Origin of the sequence: Streptomyces sp. NPDC006134 (assembly GCF_040628835.1) — a bacterium.
GTDB lineage: Bacteria > Actinomycetota > Actinomycetes > Streptomycetales > Streptomycetaceae > Streptomyces.
The window spans coordinates 41,016-57,417 of the sequence record NZ_JBEXTV010000032.1; the positions used below are offsets into that span (position 1 = coordinate 41,016).

Sequence of the window (16,402 nt, forward strand, 5' to 3'; positions counted from 1 at the left end):
CCCACCCGCCCAGGACCGAGGGGGCATCCGCCCGCCCAGGACCGAGGGACACTCACCCGGGACCGAGGAACATCCGCCGTCCACCGGACAGAACCCACCGGCGTACGCCAAAGCGGCGTGTCCCCACCCCCCACTACTACGCCCCGGACAAACGTCCCCCCGCCGCCCCGCCCCTACCGTGGTCCCAGCAACCCTGTACACCCCCAACGCGGAAGGGCCGGGACTCCACATGACTTCCACCCACGCCTTCTGGCTCGCCGGCCGCCAGGCCACCGGCGAGGACACCTTCGACGTCACCTCCCCGTGGGACGGCCGCCTCGTCGGCAAGGTCGCCGTGCCGACCGACGCGCAGGTCGAGGAGGCCGTGGCCGCCGCGTACGCGGTACGGGACGAGTTCGCCGCCACCCCCGCCCACGTACGCGCCGCCGCTCTGGACCACGTCAGCCGGCGGCTGGCCGAGCGCACCGAGGAGATCGCCCGGCTGATCTCCGCCGAGAACGGCAAGCCGATCAAGTGGGCCCGCGGCGAGGTCGGCCGCGCGGTGTCCGTCTTCCGCTTCGCGGCCGAGGAGGCCCGCCGCCACAACGGCGGCGACGGCCAGCGCCTGGACACCGACGCCGGCGGCCAGGGCCGTCTCGCCCTGACCCGCCGCTTCCCCAAGGGCGTCGTCCTCGGTATCGCGCCGTTCAACTTCCCGCTGAACCTGTGCGCCCACAAGGTCGCCCCCGCGATCGCCGTCGGCGCGCCGATCATCCTCAAGCCGGCCCCGGCCACCCCGCTGTCCGGCCTGATCCTGGGCGAGCTGCTCGCCGAGACCGAGCTGCCCGCCGGTTCCTGGAGCATCCTCACCGTCCCCAACGACCGCATGCCCGCCCTCGTCCAGGACGAGCGCCTGCCGGTCATCTCCTTCACCGGCTCCGACAAGGTCGGCTACGCGATCATGGACTCGGTGCCGCGCAAGCACTGCACGCTGGAGCTGGGCGGCAACGGCGCGGCCGTCGTGCTGGCCGACTGGGCGAGCGACGAGGACCTGGACTGGGCCGCGAACCGCATCGCGACCTTCTCCAACTACCAGGGCGGCCAGTCCTGCATCTCCGTGCAGCGCGTGATCGCCGACGCCTCCGTCTACGACCGCCTGCTGCCGCGCATCGTCGCCGCCGTCGAGGCCCAGGTCACCGGCGACCCGAACGACGACAAGACCGACGTCGGCCCGCTGGTCAGCGAGGACGCCGCCCGGCGCGTCGAGTCCTGGGTCACCGAGGCCGTCGAGGCCGGCGCCACGCTGCTCACCGGCGGCGAGCGCGACGGCGCCACCTACGCGCCGACCGTCCTGGCCGACGTACCGGCGGACGTGACCATCGCCTGCGAGGAGGTCTTCGGCCCGGTCCTGACCGTGCAGAAGGTGAACGGCGAGACCGAGGCGTTCGACGCGGTCAACTCCTCCAAGTTCGGCCTCCAGGCGGGCATCTTCACCCACGACCTGCAGACCGCCTTCCGCGCCCACCGTGTCCTGGAGGTCGGCGGCGTGGTCATCGGTGACGTCCCCTCCTACCGCGCCGACCAGATGCCGTACGGCGGCGTCAAGCAGTCCGGTGTGGGCCGCGAGGGCGTCCGCTACGCGATGGACGACTACACCTACGAGCGGGTCCTGGTCCTGACCGGCCTGGCGCTCTGACGTCCACACCCTCAGGCCGACGGCCCGAGCCCACTGTGCGGGGGCTCGGGCCGTTGCCGTTCTCGCTCCTCGCTCCTCGCTCCTCGCTCCTCGCCCGCGCCGGCCCGGAGCCCGACGGCTCCCGACCGGTCCCCGCCGGAGCGCCGGGTCGCGGCGCGTTCAAGGGAAAGGCCCGGCCGGCATGTGGTGAGCCCGGCCGGGCCCGGTGTACGTCGGTCTCCTGTCTCACCCGGGGTGAGAGAAACGCTGTCTACCGGTCCTCCTTCTCAGTCCGGGGCGTGTTCCAGGCAGGGCCCGCCGATGGAGTCCGGAAGGCTGGCCAGGTAGGCCTGTTCGTCGATTTCCTCGTAGCCCAGTTCCCGGTACGCGGTGGCGTCGCGGAGGTTGCACACGACCTGGACGCCCTCGCCTTCCTTGGCGAAGTAGCGTGCGCGCGGGTCGGGAGACGGGCCTGTGCCGGTGGTGGTCTCGTCGCTCACCCGGTTTCCCCCAGTCGGATCCCCAGCCGGATCCCTAGTCGGAGATCTTGTGCCACGAGATGCGGGGCGCACGCACCTCGAGGCGTTGCACCGTGCTGTTCTCGGCCACGCGGCCCTGAGCGGCGGCGACCACGCGGAGGGTGGCCCGGTCACCGACGACGACGTTCCGCGTGAGGGAGCCCTGGCCCACGTGGCACGCCTGGTAGCCGTTGCCGGCGGCCGGGAAACCGTACTGGTGCTGCACCAGGCCGTACCCGGTCAGGATGACCTCGTCGTCGCGCTGCAGGGCGAACGAGATCCACACGTTGGTGCTGTACCTGGCGGTGGCGCAGATCTGCCCCACGGCCATGGCCGTGACCTGGTACACGCCCGGCTCCGGCAGCGTCGCCACGCAGTCGGTGGGGGTCCACTCGCCGTTGAGGGGCAGCGTGCGGTTCTGGCCGGCGGCCTGCCCGTAGACGGGGGTGAGGCGGGCGCCGATGGTCCAGGTGTCGGGGCAGTTCTCCCCTCCGGCGTCGGTGACGTCGATGTCCACCGAGCGGGAGGCGCCGATGTTCCCGCCCCGCTCGATCCCCACGGGGACCGTGCGCGGGACGAGAAGCCCGTCGGGCGTGCACCTGAGCGCGTTGCAGTCGTCCGGGTGGACGACCGGTTCGAGTTCGTACGGGTCGTTGGGCCTGCCTGTTCCGGTGACCTGGATACAGGAGGTGCTCACGATTTCCGTATCGTTCGGCCGAGGGGGATTGGGAGGTGTTGCCATGACACTTTCCTTTCTTCGGCGAAGCGTCCGGAAGTGCGCTCTCGCCTGATCGTCGGGTGAGCCCGGACGCGAAGAGGGACATGTGATCGGCGAACGGCGTTGTCCTGCGCGGAGATGAAACGTCCGCGTGTTCGCCGACGATCGCAGGATCACTTCTTCAGGTGAAGTTAAGATCTGCCCGGCGAGCACACAACGGCGTATGAAACACCTCGTGGGTTGTCTCAGGCGCGAAAGGCATTCATCTTATGATGGGAAATACGCGGCTGCGTGCTTCCTCTCCCGTCTTGCCCGTGGAACACGCGAGAGCGTAAAGAGACGCGGACTTTGACAGCCCGACAGCGACCTGCCGGCCTACGAGACTGACGCAGCGGCAGTTCGCCTCTCGCCGGCCCGGAGGGTCTCAGTCGAGACAGAACTCGTTGCCCTCGATGTCCTGCATCACGATGCACGAATCGTTGCCGTCATACAGGAGCCGCACGCGTACCGCGCCGAGCGGGACCAGGCGTGCGCACTCGGCCTCGAGCGCGGCCAGGCGCTCTTCCCCCACGAGCCCGGTGCCGACCCGCACGCAGAGATGCACCCGGTTCTTGACGATCTTGCCTTCGGGAACGCGCTGAAAGAACAGCCTCGGGCCCACTCCCGAGGGATCACTGCAGGCGAACCATGAACCCCGGTCCTCGGGAGCCCGGGAGCGGTCGAAATCGTCCCACGTGGCGAATCCCGCCGGCGGCGGTGATACGACGTATCCCAGCACCTCGCACCAAAAGCGAGCGACGCGCTCGGGTTCCGCGCAGTCGAAGGTGACCTGGAACTGCCTGACGGGTGGCATCGATGCACCATAACAGGGGAAGCGCTGGAGCTCATCTCCCTTTATGAGCACGCTTGTTGGCGGGAGCACGGCCTTCGGAACCCATTGCTGCCTCGTGCGATCGCAGGAGGTTGGCCCGACCCCGAGCTGTGCACGCCCGTAACCCCACCAAGCTCTTGGTCACCTTGGACATCAGGGTGGAACGGACAGTCCGGGAGAGTTTCCGGCTGGAGCGACGCCGTGGCTCTCGGCCCGGCGCACCATCACCGACATCCGCGGCCGGACCGTCGAAACCCGCCACTACGCCGGAGTGAGCCCGGCCGACGCCGACTTCGGCACCGGCCCCGGCGCCACCTACACCTCCACCAAGTTCACCTACACCCTCGACGGCCGGCAGCAGACCATCACCGGCCCGGACGGCGCCACCTGGACCTACGGCTACGACCTGTTCGGCCGCCAGACCAGCACCGACGACCCCGACAAGGGCAGGACGACCACCGAGTACAACGCGCTCGACCAGGTCATCAAGACCACCGACTCCCGCGGCAAGTCGATCCTGAGCGCCTACGACGACCTCGGCCGCCCCACCGCCACCTGGACCGGCAGCAAGACGGACGTCAACCAGCTCACCGCCTACACCTACGACACCCTCCTCAAGGGCCGGCCCACCTCCTCCACCCGCTACGTCGGCGGCAAGAGCGGCGCCGCATACACCCAGACGGTCACCGCCTACGACACCATGGGCCGCGCCACCAACACCGAACTGCAGCTGCCCGCCGGAGATCCGCTCGTCACAGCAGGCCAGCCGGCCACCCTCGCCTTCGAGCAGCACTACAACATCGACGGCACGGTCCAGCAGACCAAGGACCCGGCCCTCGGCGGCCTGTCCTCCGAAATCGTCGGCTACGAGTACGACGGCCTCGGCAACCTGACCGAGATCGGCACCTACCTCACCGACATCGACTACTCGGCCCTGACCGAACCGCAGTTGCTCACCCTGGACTCCGGCGCCAACAGCGTCTACGTCGCCAACACCTACGAAGACGGAACCGGCCGCCTCCTCCGCAGCTACACCCAGGACCAGAGCCACCCTTACCAGCTGCAGGACCTCAACTACACCTACGACCAGGCCGGCAACGTCACCTCCATCGACGATCCCACCACCCTGGGCGGCACCAGCAGCCCCGACACCCAGTGCTTCGCCTATGACGCCCACCAGCGCCTGACCGAAGCCTGGACCCCCGCCTCCCGCAAGTGCTCCGACCCCCGCAGCGCCACCGCACTCGCCGGGCCGGCCCCGTACTGGACCAGCTACACCTACAACCCCGCAGGCCAGCGCACCAGCGAAACCCAGCACACCAGCACCGCCACCACCAAAACCACCTACTGCTACACCAACACCAGCCAGCCTCACACCCTGACCGGCACCACCACCAAGGGCGACTGCGCCGGCCCCGAGCGCACCTACGCCTACGACACCACCGGCAACACCACCCGCCGCCCGGGCACCACCGGCGGAGCCACCCAGAACCTGGACTGGTCGGAGGAGGGCAAACTCACCCGCCTCACCGAGAACGACCAGTCCACCGACTACCTCTACGGCGCCGACGGCACCCTGCTCATCCGCTCCACCGAGAACGGCGAACGCGTCCTCTACGCCGGCACCACCGAACTCCACCTGCGCGCCGACGGCACCACCTGGGCCCAGCGCTTCTACACCGCCGGCGGCATCACCGCCGCCATGCGCTCCAATGAAACCGGCACCAACAAGGTCACGAACCTCGCCGGCGACCACCACGGCACCTCCAGCCTGGCCATCGCCCGGGACGACGCCCAGACCTTCACCAAGCGCTACACCACCCCCTTCGGCGCCGACCGCGGCAAGCCCGCCTACGGCCCCTGGCCCACCGACAAGGGCTTCCTCGGCAAAACCCGCGACACCACCACCGGCCTCACCCACATCGGCGCCCGCGAATACGACCCCGCCATCGGCCAGTTCATCAGCGTCGACCCCCTGCTGACCCCGGAACAGCCCCAGTCGCTGAACGGCTACAGCTACGCCGGCAACAACCCCGCCACCAACAGCGACCCCACAGGCCTGAAGTTCTGCGCCGCCGACTGCCGCAGCGGCGACGACTGGGTCGACTACGGCAACGGCGGCACGTACCACAAGGGTGGCGGCGGCGGTAGTGGAGGTGGCGGTAGCGGAGGCGGCGGCGGAGGCCAGAGCAGCAGCGGGACGGCTTCCTCTGGGAGCGGAAGCGCCTCCGCCAGCAGTGGTACCAGCGGCAGTGGCAATCCCGGTCTCATCGTTGGCTGCAGCTATATCGCAATGTCTTGCCAGACGACGAACGGAGAAGACCCCTATTGGAATGACAGGGTGATAGGGGGGAGGTCGTCTACGGATTGGAATTCCTCGCCTTCGCTTTTCTCGCTGGCTTCTCAGGTGATTGTAGATCCTGATGAGTGGAAGGCATGCGGGAAAAATTTCGGATTTAACTCCCACTGTGTCTTTGCCTTTTCAGATCTGCCGACTCCGGCCAAGGCTCTCAAGGTTCTGAAGTTCGGCAAGTTCTTCAAGAACCTCTTTAAGAAAGAAGATGAAGTAGCGGATGCAGTCAAGTGTGCAAAATGCTTCTTGGCTGGCACTGATGTTCTCATGGCGGATGGCTCGACCAAGGATATTGAGGATGTCGAGGCCGGTGACAAGGTCCACGCCACTGATCCTGAAACCGGAGAAACGGGTCCCAGGGAAGTAACCCGCCTCATCATCACCGAGGACGATAAGCACTTCAACGAGCTGTCTATCGCTACAGAAGAGGGTATTGAGAAACTCACTGCCACCCACGAACACCCCTTCTGGTCCCCCTCGCGCGGTGACTGGGTGGAGGCGCGGCACCTCAAGCCGGGCATGACCCTGCTCACCGACGAGGGCGATACCGTCATAGTCACCGGCAACAGGGAATACACCCGGCACGCCACTACTTACAACCTCACCGTGGATGACCTCCACACGTACTATGTGCTGGCGGGGAAGACCCCGGTCTTGGTTCACAATGCAAATTGTGGCCCTAATCTGAAGGACCTGCCGAAGGACTACGACCGGCGCACCGTGGGAATCCTTGATGTCGGAACCGATCAGCTTCCGATGATTAGCGGCCCAGGTGGCCAGTCGGGGCTGCTCAAAAACCTCCCCGGTCGGACGAGGGCAAACGCTGAGCATGTGGAGACTCATACAGCAGCGTTCTTGCGCATGAATCCCGGCATCAGAAAAGCCGTGCTCTACATCGACTACCCCACGGGGACGTGTGGAACATGCAGAAGCACCTTGCCTGACATGCTGCCCGAGGGTGTTCAACTGTGGGTGATATCGCCACGGAGGACCGAGAAGTTCGTCGGTCTCCCTGACTGATTCGGAAATGTAATCGGCGGTCGATCCGGGTGGATCGGCCGCCGATTCGTTTTTTTGCTACCTACCAAGGGAGCGGCTCGTCGGTTGTGTAGTCCTGCACGCCAGAATATGAGCGCCACTTGATTCCTGGCACGTCCTCTGCCCAGGAGAGATCCCCCGGCGCAGTCGCCGCAAGGGTGATGTCATGCCCCGCCTCGGGGGTATCGCTCGGGTGGACCAGAGCCAGCCAGTTCTCGCCGGATAGGATGCGGGAATCGCGGGCCGGCCAGTTCCACGCGGGAAAGGGGAATTCGCGACTCCCTTCCTGAGACCAGAGCCAATCCGCTTGAGTTTCTTGCGCGACTTTCGTTGCAGGGGCTCCAAGGATGGCCTCCAGGACTGTGGCGTGAATCAGAAATTCTGAAAGTCGCTCGCCAGTCCGCTTCCACGGGGCCGGTTCGTCAGATGGCTCTCGCTCGTACACGGAGTGATCGTCGTCGTTCGGGTCGAATGCCCAAACCCAAGTTCCTTGATTTTCGACCCAGAATGGAACCTTTCCGTCCTCTGCTGCGAGTTCCGGGAGGGGAATGGCGTAGTTGTGTGACGTGATAGTCCCGCCCCACTGGGCAGAGATTTCGTGCCACTCGACAAGCTCCCTGGGTGCTTCAGGCGATTCTTCGAGTCTCGCCTTGGGCGTTCTCGGGGGGCCATACCATCGCTGCAGAAAGCGCAGCAGGCCCTGATTGTCCGTGGGGGTGAGAGAGTCCATGTGGGACATTATGCGCTATACGTCAGACGTCGACGTGGGTTGATCTGCAATGTGCTGTAGCAAAACGGGAGCCCCGTAGATGGGGCTCCCGTGGGCCATGACGGCAGTAGTTGACGGCAACGTCAGCGGACGAGTGAGGCGCAGGGTGGCGGTTCGTCGCCGTCGGAGCGTGCCGTCTCGGTGGTCCCAGGGCTGCCGAGCGCAATGCCGAGGGTGTCGATGGCGTCGCGCTGGAGGCGGAGCCTGACGTGGGCGTAGACGGTGGCGGTGACGCCGATGTGGGCGTGGCCGAGGAGTTCCTTGATCACGACGAGTTCGACGCCCTGTTCCAGGAGCAGAGTGGCGGTGGAGTGCCGGAGGTCGTGGAAGCGGATGCGGCGGAGGCCGGCCTTGCGGAGGAGCGTGTTGAAGGCGCGGGTGAGGTTGGTCGGGTCGATCGGTCTGCCCTGCACCGTGGTGAACACGTGCCCGTCGTGCTGCCACGTGGTGCCCACGGCCTCACGCTCGCGCTTCTGCTGCTCGTGGCGGAGCTTCAGCGACTGGACGCAGCGGGTGGGGAGGGCGATGCGGCGCTCGGAGGCCCGCGTCTTGGTGGGCAGAGTGGTGAGCCCGCCTGCGCTGGTGCGTTGCAAGGTTCGGCGGATTGCGGCGGTGCCCGCGTCGAGGTCGAGGTCTTCCCAGCGCAGGCCGAGGAGTTCGCCCTTGCGGAGTCCGGTGTGGAGGGCGAGTTCGAGCAGCGCGTGCAACCGGTGTCCGCGCGTGGCCGCGAGGAACTGGCGGGCTTCGTCGGCGGTGAGGGGTTCGAAGCGCCGGGGCCGTGGGGTGCCGGTGCGGACGTTGCGGGCGACGTTGCGCGGGATCTCCTCTTCGCGGACGGCGTGCTCCAGGGCGGACTTGAGCACGGAGTGGATGTAGGTGAGCGTCAGCGGGGAGAGCAGCTTTTGGCAGCACCGGCCGACGGCGCAGCAGCGGGGCTGGTCGCGCCGGGCGTCGATGCCGCGCGTGCAGCACTGACAGGTGGTGCGGAGCTGGTTGAGCCAGGTGCGGACGTCCTTGGCCGTGAGCTTGGCCAGCTTCTTCTTGCCGAGGCCGGGGATGAGGTAGCGGTTGACGCAGGCGGTGTAGCGGGTGTGGGTGTTCTCGCGGAGGTGGTGAACGGCGACGGCATCGAGCCAGTACGTCAGGTACGCGCTGAGACTGCCCTGCGCGGAGGGGGCGGGGAGGCCGCGGTTGCTTGCGGCGATCTTCTCGGTGAGCTTGGCCAGGGCTTCCTTGCGGGTGGTGCCGTAGACGCGGACGCGGCGGCGGGTGTTGCCGGGGGCGAGGACGTATCCGGCGGCTTCCCAACGGCTGTCCTTGCGCTGGTAGACGGTGCCGTCGCCGTTGGCCCGTACACGGCGGGAGGCGGGGGTGTCGCGGGGTGTGGTCATCAGGCGGCGGCTTCCTGTTCGAGGCGGGTTCGGATGAAGTCGGTGAGGGCGTGGGTGGGGATGCGTTGGGCGCGGCCGAGGGTGATCGAGGCGAGTTGGCGGGTGCGGAGCAGGTCGTAGACGGCGGAGCGGCCGAGTTGGAGGCGGGCCATGACCTGGGAAACCGACAGCAGCTCCTCCTCGCAGGGCGCGACCGGGTCATGTGCGGTCATCAGCAGCCCCCTTCCGCGATGAACTGCCGTGCGAGTTCTCTGCGGTGCCAGAAGGCGGCGGCGAGGAGTGCGGCGCCGGGGCTGTATCTGGTGCCGACGTAGTCCCAGTGGCCGATGACGAGGGTGGTGTCCGGGTCGGAGGCGGGCAGGCCTGCGTGGGCGCGGGCCTGGTCGGTGCGCCAGGTGCGGCGGGCGTCGCGCAGCGCGCCGAGGGTGGTGGAGTAGGAGCGGAATTTGGTGGAGAAGTGGCCGCGGACGCCGAGCATGTGTGCCCACTTCCAGAGCTTGAGGTGGGCGAACTCGGGCAGCCTGCCGAGTTCCCAGCAGGTGCGGATCATCTGCCGCACGTGCCGGGCGACGGCGAGGCGGGGCAGTGGGCGGGCCTGTCCGGTGCCGTCGCAGGCGGTGCAGGGGAGCGGGGTTCCGTGGGGCAGGAGAGTGGCGCCGCGTCCCTGGCAGGGGCGGCAGTACAGGGCGCGGTCGAGGGTGCCGGAGGCGTCGGCGGACTTGGTGGCGTACTTGGCCACGTAGGCGGCCACGGCCTGGTCGGTGAATTCGGTGTCAGCGCCAAAGGCCGTGATCTTGCTTACGTCGAGCTGTTCGCCTCAGGCGAGTTCGCGTTCCCCGATCGCGTCCGACTCGACCGTGATGCGGGCCCGTGCGGCGGCGGCCCGTGCGGCGGCGGCGCGTACGGCGTCGGTGAGCACGGCGACGGTGGCGTACGGCGGCGGGGGCTGATTGGTGCCGTCCGGGCCGTCGAGCCGGATCACGGCGTGGAAGTGGACCAGGCCGCGCTGCTGGTACTCGGCGACCTTGGCGAAGGAGACCCGCAGGACCGCGTGGGCGGCCTTCTGGGTCATGCCGAGTCGGGCGGCGAGCTCGCGGCGCAGGTAGGTGGTGAAGCGTGCCCACAGGGCGGAGGCGTGGGCGTTGAACAGGACCGCGCCCGCGTAGTCGTACGTCGCCGGATTCAGCGGCGTCCCGACCAGGGGGTCCGTGGGTTCGTGGAGCTTGCGGCAGCGGCAGGGGCGGATGTCGCCACCGGGTGTGGTGGGGCGGTTGTGGACGGGGCCGAAGGAGGGGGCGGTGAGGGTGGCGAAGACGCGGGGGTGGGTGCGGACGGTGTCGGGGACGGTCTTGCCGCCGGTCAGGCCGGCGCGGATGAGGTGGTAGGTGTCGGCGGCGTAGAGGCGGGAGCAGGCCGGGCAGCGGGAGGCGCGGCGGTTGCCGCACGCGGTGAGCAGGCTGCCCGTGGGCTCGTCGGATGTGGCGTAGGAGCGCAGTACCTCACCGGTCGTGGTGTCGACGGTGCTGGTGTGGCCGGTCAGGCGTACGGGTTTGGTGCAGCCGCCGAGGCGTTCGATCTGCTGCTGTGCGCGGTCGAAGTCGGGGTGGTTGACGAGGTGGAGCAGGTCCCGCGCTACCCCCGGCCCGTGAGATCCAGGAGCGATTCCAAGTCGCCAACTCCACCGCGCAGAACGCCTACCGGAGCCTCAAGCAGGCAGGACTTGTGTACGCGGTCAAGGGGCGCGGTGTCTTCGTGCGCCAGGCCCCGGAGCCGGGCAAGCACCACGGGCCGATCACGAACTACCTGCTGCGAGACGAGATCGCCCGCGAGGCCCGTGCGGCTGCCGCCGAGTTCGCCGACCTCAGCGATGATGAGTTGCTGGAGCGGGAAGCGGAGCTGGACCGGCGATGGGTCACGATCCGCGAGGAGCATCAGAGAGTCTTCAACGAGCGCCGTGGCTTCGTTCACGTGAAGTAGCAGCGTTTGATCAGCAGTTTGGGCAGCAGTTGGCGATCTTGAGTGCTGGAGATGCTCACGAGAAATGACGTCGCCGTGGTGGGATGCCACCGGAGTGCGGCAGAAGCGGTCCGTCTCTTGATCACCGGTCGTTAGACTCCCGGCGTTCGGAATGCTGTCGATGGACTGGAAGGCCGCGTCATGGACGACGACCGTTGGGACGACTGGCCGGAACGGTGGGTCGGCACGGACTGCGACGTGAGGGCGGTCGTCAGTGCGATCCCGCGGGAGGTCAAGGACGGGTTCAGGTACGACGAGATCCCCTGGCAGCGGTTCCGGCACTTCTACGGCCCGGGCGAGGAGATTCCCGGCCTGCTCGCCACGCTCGCATCTGGGGACGCCGAAGCTGCCGACGGGGCCTTGCGGCAGCTCTGGTCGAGTCTTCACCACCAGGGCGGCACGATCGCGGTGGGGGCACTGGCGGTGCCGTTCCTGCTCCGGATCGCGGCGACCGCGCGCCCCGAACTCCGTGCCCAAACCCTTCGCCTGGTCGCCGAGATCGGCCGGTGTCAGCACATGGGGGACGGATCGCGGGAAGGCCTGCTCCAGGTCGCCGAGGAGCCGTTGATGATCGAGGGCAGCACGATGTGCCCGGTGGACTGGACGATCCAGGCCGCCCGCCAGGCCGTCACGTACGACCTGCACCTTCTGCTCCCGCTTCTCTCCGATCCCGACCCCGAGGTCCGCTCCGTGACCGCCTACGTTCTGGCGGCTGCGACCGGCGAGCTTTCACACGTCTCCTCTGCTCTGCAGTCCGGGCTGGCGAAGGAAGACGATGCGGTAGTCCGGGTGAGCTTGATCCTGGCGATCGCCCAACTCGCCCGCGAACACCAGGATGAACACGCTCCCAAGTGGGCCCGGGGTCTGTGGTCGGATCCCGGACGACCGCCCGAGGTCCGCATCGGCGCCGGCCTGGCCTGGCTGTGCCTGGTCACCGACCCCGCCCCCGACGAGCTCCGCGCCCTCCTCACCGACCCCGGCACCCGTCAATACGACGACCTGCTCCAGCCGGTGCCATGGCTCACCTGGATCGACCCCACCGGCGTCGGACTGCGCAGCTGCATCGACGAAATGCTCACGGCGAACATCCGCGAAACAGTGCTCGACGATCATTGGGGTGGAGGACCATCAAGTTGAACCATGTAGCGGTCAGCCGGCTTTGGCGGGCGCTTCGGTCCGCGCCCGGGTCGAGGCGAGTCGGTAGGAGTCGGTGCCGGTCTCGATGATTGTGCCGTTGAAGGTCAGACGGTCGACGATGGCCGCGCAGAGGCGGGGGTCGGTGAAGGTCTTGGTCCAGCCGCCGAAGGACTCGTTGGAGGCGATGGCGACGCTGTTCTTCTCCTCGCGTTCGGTGAGGACCTGGAAGAGGAGTTCGGCGCCGTGGCGGTCGAGTTCCATATAGCCGAGTTCGTCGATGCAGAGCAGGTCGACGCGGCCGTAGCGGGCGATGGTCTTGTTCAGCTGCTTCTCGTCGGCGGCTTCCACCAGCTCGTTCACCAGCTTGGTGGCGAGCGTGTAGCGGACGCGGTAGCCCTGCATGGCGGCCTCGGTGCCCAGGGCGATGAGCATGTGGGACTTGCCGGTGCCGGAGTCGCCGATCAGGCAGAGCGGCTGGCTCTTCTTGATCCACTCGCAGCTGGCAAGGGTGTTGACCACAGCCGGGCCGATGTTGGGATTGGCGTCGAAGTCGAAGGTCCGCAGCGACTTGTCCCGGGGGAACCCGGCGGCCTTGATCCGGCGCTCCGAGCGGCGTCGGGCCCGGTCGTCGCACTCGGTCATCAGCAGCTCGGCGAGGAAGCCCCGGTAGGTCATCTGGTCCTTCGCGGCCCGGTCGGCGATCTCGGCGAACTCGTTGCGGATCGACGGCAGCCGCAGCAGCCGGCAGGCAGTGTCGATGGCCGTGGTCGCGGCCTGCTCGGTCAGGTTCCGTTGGCTGGGCAGGGTGGTCATGGAGCTTCTCCCTCTCGCAGGTCACCGCCGTCGGCGCGGCGGTGTCGGAGCAACTGGTCGTAGTGGGTCACCGAGGGCAGCGGCCTGGTGTCCGGCGGAAGATGGTTCAGCTTCCACTCGTGCAGGAAGGTCACGCTCGCCCCTCCCGGCCCGGCAGCCGGCCGCGGCGTCCGGACCTCGGCGGCAGCGGGTTCGTCCTCGGCCTGAGCGGCTTTGCGGGCCTCCAGCGCGACCGCGTCCGCGGTCAGGGCCCCGGCCCGAAGGGCGGTGGCCAGGCCGGCGACGATGTGCTCGTGCGCGAGGTGGCGGCCCAGCAGCAGCACCTCGATCAGAGCCCGGGTGCCCTCGGTGTCGCCGTGAGCCCGGACCGCCGCGGCCCACCAGGCGTCGTGGACCGGGGTGAACTTCCCCGCAGAGCGGGCCTGGTCGAGCGCGGTCGCGCCGGGAAAGGCCCCCGGCTTGCGGATCAGGGCCTCCAGGTAGTGGTCCAGCTCCAGCCGACAGCTGCCTTTGGCGATCAGGCGCTCATGCCGTGCCACCTCGACGTTCTTGTCGTAGATCACCAGGTGAGAGGCGTGCAGCAGCACATGGACCCGCTTGCCGATCAGGCGGACCGGCACCGAGTAGCGGTTGGTGCGGACCGCGACCTGGCCGTAGCGGTCGACCCGCGGAGTGAACACCCGCCCCGTCTCGAACGGATCCTCCGGCAGCGGCAAGAGCCGCAGGCGCTCGTCCTCGAAGTACTCGTCGATCGTCCGTGCCCTGGATCCGATCCGGCGCCGACCGTCGTGCCGGTCCCACTGCTCGACCAGCTCGTTCAGCTCCGCCAGCGACTCGACCTCCGGAACCGGCACGAAGTGGTTGCGGCGGAAGTAGCCGATCTGGCCCTCGACGCCGCCCTTCTCGTGGGCGCCCTCGATGCCGGGCCGGCAGTAGAAGCTCTCGATCCCGAAGTGCGACTTGAAGGCGATCCATCGGTCGGCCTCCACCCGGGCCCGGCTCAGCCCCAGCACCCGGGCGACGGCCGCCTTCAGGTTGTCGTAGCGGACCTTGCTCCGCGGAACCCCGCCCAGCGTCCGCAGCGCGTGGACGTGGCCCTCGAAGAACGCCTCCTGCCCGCAGGAGGCGAAGACGCGGTGGACCGCCTTACCCGAGTAGGACAGGCGGAAGGAGAACAGATAGCAGGTCACCATCTCGCCGGCGAGCTTCACCGTCACGTCGCCGAAGTCGACCTCGGCCTCCATACCGGGCTGGTGCGTCTGCGGGACGAACGCCTCGATCGGAGCCTTGCCCGACTCCACGAGAATCTGCGGCTTGCGGTCGGCGACGTAGCGGCGGACCTGCTGGTAGGAGACCTCGGCGCCGTGTTCCTCGACCAGGCGGTGAAAGATACGAGTGACCGTGTGCCGCTGTTTGCGCGGCGCGTCCAGGTCGGCCCGCAAGATCCCGTCGACCGTCGCCTTGTACGGGTCCAGCGCGGTCGCCCGGGGCGGGAGCTTCTTCCTCGGCTCCGGCCGGACCGAGTCCACGGCCTTCCTGATCGTCCGCCACGACACGTTGTACTTGCGCGAGATCTCCCGCATCGTCATGCCGTCTCGGTGGTCGCGCCGGATCGCGGCGTACAGCTCGACCTTCGACATCTGCGGCATGACCAGGGCCTTTCACCAGGAGCACCCCGATGCCGGCCTGGCAAGTACCCCGGTGACGCCGAAACTCGTGAACATCACCCGTCCGTGGTTCCGGATGACTCCCAAACTCGTGAACAACTGACGTCACAACTCGTGGTTAAAGCCAAGCGCCGGAAGGTAAAACGCGAGAAGAGCCGACGCGGCCTGTTCCTGCCACCCCTCCATGACGACGACACCACGTCGGACGTGTCGCCGAGCCAGAAGCTGGAGGCCGCACTGGCCGAGTCGAGGAAACGCCGGCAGCAGCGCACCTGATCGACAGCCTGACAGATCGACCAGTGGTGAGCTGTTCAGAGTTTCTTTACTTGTTCAAGGGCGTCCCGCTGACGCGGGCCGTCGCGCGCCGGCGGTCGGTGACCGCCGCCCGCTCCTGTATGCCGCCCCGCTGGCGACGGCCGCCGACCACTCGGCGCGCAGAGCCCGGGAGCGTAGGCCGGACCACCAATCGGAAGCCCCGGTCCGACCGCTCAGTAGCAGACTGGCCGGGCACGTGAGAGGCTGCCCGGCGGGCTCGCGCCGTCCCGGACGCCCATGCTTGGTGCCTGGCTGGGGGCCGTGACGATGGAGATGACTGGGCTGATGCCGGTGCGGGGTGGAGCGAGACACACGTGGCGGGTGGTCGGTCGGCGCGCCCGCCGTCGTGGCTGACTTTCTGTGGCAGAGGCCAGAACCCCCACAGTCATGGGCACGGCACACACATGAAGGCCCGTCCCTGCCGAGGCAGACGAGGACGGGGGAGCCTCGATCGGCTACGCCCGGCAGGGACGGGATTCGGGTGGGTCGGCGCGGAGCGGCGCCTGGGCGAGCGGGGCCGGTCACATCTGCCGCCAGGCCCGCCAGGGCCGGGTGATGATCTCCCGGTAAGTGTGGTGGGACGGGTTTTGGCCGCAGTGGCGCAGCACCCAGTTCTGCGGTCCGGTGAAGTCCTCGCTCGTCGGCGAGGTCTCTCCGTCCACGGCGCATTGCATCGCGTACTGGACCGGCTCCGCGTCCGGCTCGCGGTCGGGCTGGAGAGTCCAGGTCTCGTATCGCAGGACCGAGCGAGGGGTCACCGTCCCCACCTCCGGTTGGCCACGGCCACCTTGGCGCTCAACTCCTCCGTCGGAGTGGGCGCACGTACGTCCTCGGGAGGCACGTCCCACTCCCGGCCGCCGCGTGGTGGCCGAAGTTGCACGTACGGCCCCACATGCCCCATGACCACGCCCACCTTGCCGTTCCGTCGGTCGACCACCAGGGCGCCGACATCGGGCGAGACGGTGTGCCCGTCGGTATCAGGGGTGGGGGCCGTCATCGTGACCACCCCGGCGAGGCGGTGCGCGACCGGGCGTCCAGTCTCAGGGCGGGAACACATGGGGTGGTGCTCTTTCGCACGGTGACGCTCCTCGGCGGCGTGGATGCGTGCCCCTGGGCCCGTCGGTGCCGCAGGGTCGGCACCG

The 16,402-nt window shown here is 68.2% G+C and carries 14 protein-coding genes and 4 pseudogenes; 7 read left to right on the forward strand and 11 right to left on the reverse strand.

The features are described from left to right. Window positions 1-229: 229 nt before the first annotated feature. Window positions 230-1,675, forward strand: a complete 1,446-nt coding sequence (locus tag ABZ340_RS21445) for an aldehyde dehydrogenase family protein (protein ID WP_358783394.1) — start codon at window positions 230-232, stop codon at window positions 1,673-1,675. 266 nt (window positions 1,676-1,941) lie between these two features. Here the strand turns inward: ABZ340_RS21445 and ABZ340_RS21450 are convergent, their stop codons facing one another. From ABZ340_RS21450 to ABZ340_RS21460, 3 genes are all read right to left on the reverse strand, one after another. Further along, a complete protein-coding gene (locus tag ABZ340_RS21450) occupies window positions 1,942-2,154 on the reverse strand; it encodes a hypothetical protein (protein WP_358783395.1) in 213 nt (70 codons plus the stop codon). 34 nt (window positions 2,155-2,188) lie between these two features. Next, entirely contained in the window at window positions 2,189-2,869 is a 681-nt protein-coding gene (locus ABZ340_RS21455) for a hypothetical protein (RefSeq protein ID WP_358783396.1), read from the reverse strand. A 445-nt stretch (window positions 2,870-3,314) separates the two neighbouring features. Beyond that, window positions 3,315-3,743, reverse strand: coding sequence for a VOC family protein (locus ABZ340_RS21460; RefSeq protein ID WP_358783397.1), 429 nt, complete (start codon window positions 3,741-3,743; stop codon window positions 3,315-3,317). Window positions 3,744-3,969: 226 nt separating this feature from the next. On the opposite strand from ABZ340_RS21460, the pseudogene ABZ340_RS21465 reads away from it, so the two are divergent. Further along, window positions 3,970-6,792, forward strand: a pseudogene (locus ABZ340_RS21465) (polymorphic toxin-type HINT domain-containing protein); the annotation flags it as partial. Between the two features lie 96 nt (window positions 6,793-6,888). Continuing rightward, a pseudogene (locus ABZ340_RS21470) lies at window positions 6,889-7,134 on the forward strand (DddA-like double-stranded DNA deaminase toxin); the annotation flags it as partial. A gap of 61 nt (window positions 7,135-7,195) precedes the next feature. Here the strand turns inward: ABZ340_RS21470 and ABZ340_RS21475 are convergent. The 4 genes and pseudogenes from ABZ340_RS21475 to ABZ340_RS21490 form a co-directional block, all read right to left on the reverse strand. After that, on the reverse strand, window positions 7,196-7,882 hold the full coding sequence (locus ABZ340_RS21475) for a hypothetical protein (RefSeq protein WP_358783398.1): 687 nt from the start codon (window positions 7,880-7,882) through the stop codon (window positions 7,196-7,198). Window positions 7,883-8,004: 122 nt separating this feature from the next. Beyond that, window positions 8,005-9,312: a site-specific integrase gene (locus ABZ340_RS21480; RefSeq protein ID WP_358783399.1), complete on the reverse strand. Its 1,308-nt coding sequence runs from the start codon at window positions 9,310-9,312 to the stop codon at window positions 8,005-8,007. Next, window positions 9,312-9,524 (reverse strand): helix-turn-helix domain-containing protein, encoded by a 213-nt coding sequence (locus ABZ340_RS21485; RefSeq protein ID WP_358783400.1) that lies wholly within the window; start codon window positions 9,522-9,524, stop codon window positions 9,312-9,314. Before ABZ340_RS21485 ends, ABZ340_RS21480 begins: the two co-directional genes overlap by 1 nt. Continuing rightward, window positions 9,524-10,975 (reverse strand): annotated as a pseudogene (locus ABZ340_RS21490) (replication initiator). The gene ABZ340_RS21485 and the pseudogene ABZ340_RS21490 overlap by 1 nt, the downstream one beginning before the upstream one ends. On the opposite strand from ABZ340_RS21490, the pseudogene ABZ340_RS21495 reads away from it, so the two are divergent. The 3 genes and pseudogenes from ABZ340_RS21495 to ABZ340_RS21505 all read left to right on the forward strand — a co-directional run. Beyond that, window positions 10,963-11,007, forward strand: a pseudogene (locus ABZ340_RS21495) (hypothetical protein); the annotation flags it as partial. The pseudogenes ABZ340_RS21490 and ABZ340_RS21495 sit on opposite strands and share 13 nt — an antisense overlap. 27 nt (window positions 11,008-11,034) lie before the next feature. Further along, window positions 11,035-11,289, forward strand: a complete 255-nt coding sequence (locus ABZ340_RS21500) for a hypothetical protein (protein ID WP_358783401.1) — start codon at window positions 11,035-11,037, stop codon at window positions 11,287-11,289. A 180-nt stretch (window positions 11,290-11,469) separates the two neighbouring features. Further along, window positions 11,470-12,465, forward strand: coding sequence for a hypothetical protein (locus ABZ340_RS21505; RefSeq protein ID WP_358783402.1), 996 nt, complete (start codon window positions 11,470-11,472; stop codon window positions 12,463-12,465). A gap of 12 nt (window positions 12,466-12,477) precedes the next feature. Here ABZ340_RS21505 and istB read toward each other — a convergent pair whose 3' ends face one another. Next, the gene (gene istB, locus ABZ340_RS21510; protein WP_358783403.1) at window positions 12,478-13,278 is read right to left on the reverse strand and encodes an IS21-like element helper ATPase IstB; all 801 of its coding nucleotides are present in this window, start codon (window positions 13,276-13,278) and stop codon (window positions 12,478-12,480) included. After that, window positions 13,275-14,918, reverse strand: coding sequence for an IS21 family transposase (istA, locus tag ABZ340_RS21515; protein WP_358783429.1), 1,644 nt, complete (start codon window positions 14,916-14,918; stop codon window positions 13,275-13,277). The genes istB and istA overlap by 4 nt, the downstream gene beginning before the upstream one ends. A gap of 93 nt (window positions 14,919-15,011) precedes the next feature. Here istA and ABZ340_RS21520 point away from each other — a divergent pair, with 93 nt between their 5' ends. Next, a complete protein-coding gene (locus tag ABZ340_RS21520) occupies window positions 15,012-15,221 on the forward strand; it encodes a hypothetical protein (protein ID WP_358783404.1) in 210 nt (69 codons plus the stop codon). A 560-nt stretch (window positions 15,222-15,781) separates the two neighbouring features. On the opposite strand, the gene ABZ340_RS21525 is transcribed toward ABZ340_RS21520, so the two are convergent. Then, on the reverse strand, window positions 15,782-16,027 hold the full coding sequence (locus tag ABZ340_RS21525) for a hypothetical protein (protein ID WP_358783405.1): 246 nt from the start codon (window positions 16,025-16,027) through the stop codon (window positions 15,782-15,784). Then, a complete protein-coding gene (locus ABZ340_RS21530; protein ID WP_358783430.1) occupies window positions 16,015-16,266 on the reverse strand; it encodes a hypothetical protein in 252 nt (83 codons plus the stop codon). Before ABZ340_RS21530 ends, ABZ340_RS21525 begins: the two co-directional genes overlap by 13 nt. Window positions 16,267-16,402 lie beyond the last annotated feature (136 nt).

What these genes read in the sequence shown, in the direction of transcription:
- ABZ340_RS21445 (WP_358783394.1), top strand. Translation starts at nt 230, where the DNA reads ATGACTTCCACCCACGCCTTCTGGCTCGCCGGCCGCCAGGCCACCGGC.
- ABZ340_RS21460 (WP_358783397.1), bottom strand. Translation starts at nt 3,743, where the DNA reads ATGCCACCCGTCAGGCAGTTCCAGGTCACCTTCGACTGCGCGGAACCC.
- ABZ340_RS21475 (WP_358783398.1), bottom strand. Translation starts at nt 7,882, where the DNA reads ATGGACTCTCTCACCCCCACGGACAATCAGGGCCTGCTGCGCTTTCTG.
- ABZ340_RS21480 (WP_358783399.1), bottom strand. Translation starts at nt 9,312, where the DNA reads ATGACCACACCCCGCGACACCCCCGCCTCCCGCCGTGTACGGGCCAAC.
- ABZ340_RS21485 (WP_358783400.1), bottom strand. Translation starts at nt 9,524, where the DNA reads ATGACCGCACATGACCCGGTCGCGCCCTGCGAGGAGGAGCTGCTGTCG.
- ABZ340_RS21505 (WP_358783402.1), top strand. Translation starts at nt 11,470, where the DNA reads ATGGACGACGACCGTTGGGACGACTGGCCGGAACGGTGGGTCGGCACG.
- istB (WP_358783403.1), bottom strand. Translation starts at nt 13,278, where the DNA reads ATGACCACCCTGCCCAGCCAACGGAACCTGACCGAGCAGGCCGCGACC.
- istA (WP_358783429.1), bottom strand. Translation starts at nt 14,918, where the DNA reads ATGTCGAAGGTCGAGCTGTACGCCGCGATCCGGCGCGACCACCGAGAC.